This is a genomic window from Benzoatithermus flavus, from assembly GCF_037908215.1.
Lineage (GTDB): Bacteria > Pseudomonadota > Alphaproteobacteria > Geminicoccales > Geminicoccaceae > Benzoatithermus > Benzoatithermus flavus.
This window is the reverse complement of record NZ_JBBLZC010000120.1, coordinates 1-555: the sequence shown is the minus strand read 5'-3', so window position 1 is coordinate 555 and position 555 is coordinate 1. Positions and strand designations below refer to the sequence as shown.

2 protein-coding genes are annotated in these 555 nt (G+C 39.3%); both read left to right on the top strand.

Annotation, left to right across the window (positions count from 1 at the left end):
• The coding region (locus U1T56_RS24430; RefSeq protein WP_418162075.1) for a hypothetical protein at positions 1-282 on the top strand (282 nt) is incomplete at its 5' end.
• Positions 283-298: 16 nt separating this feature from the next.
• On the top strand, positions 299-555 hold a 257-nt coding region (locus U1T56_RS24425; protein ID WP_418162074.1), incomplete at its 3' end, for a glycosyl hydrolase family 28-related protein.

Here is a 555-nt window from a genome sequence, read left to right as displayed (position 1 = left end):
ACGACGTTTTATCCGGATGAACAAAAACGAAACTATTCCAACTTAAAAATTCAGTTTGTTGATTTAGATTCTTCCTTTTCTGTCCTTAATCAAACCGGAACGATGATTGATCCTTCTCAATTTACGATTAACGAAAACGGCGTGATTTCGTTTAACCAAGCAAGAACCGATAATTTCATTTTGGTCTCTGGTTTAATCTATCTCGTTAAATCGCTTGTGACGGTTACGAGAGGATTAAGCGGGGAAATTGAATCGGTATCGGTAGAAAAGTTAACGAACTAACGAGAGGAGCGGATGTATGAGCGTTCAAGGGTTGCTTGCGTTTTTGGAAACGAAAATTTTACGAAAAAAAGTGTTTGATTTAGAAAAAGAAAGTTTGAAATATCTCAATATCCGTTATTTTGGAGCAAAAACCGAAGCAGAAGGAAGCTTGGATGCCTCGTTTGAAATTCAAATGGCGTTGGATGTTGCGAAAAGTCAAGGCGGCGGAGTTGTTTATGTTCCGGAAGGGACTTGGCTGCTTGCCAATCCGGTTTTGATTCCGTCCAATGTTAC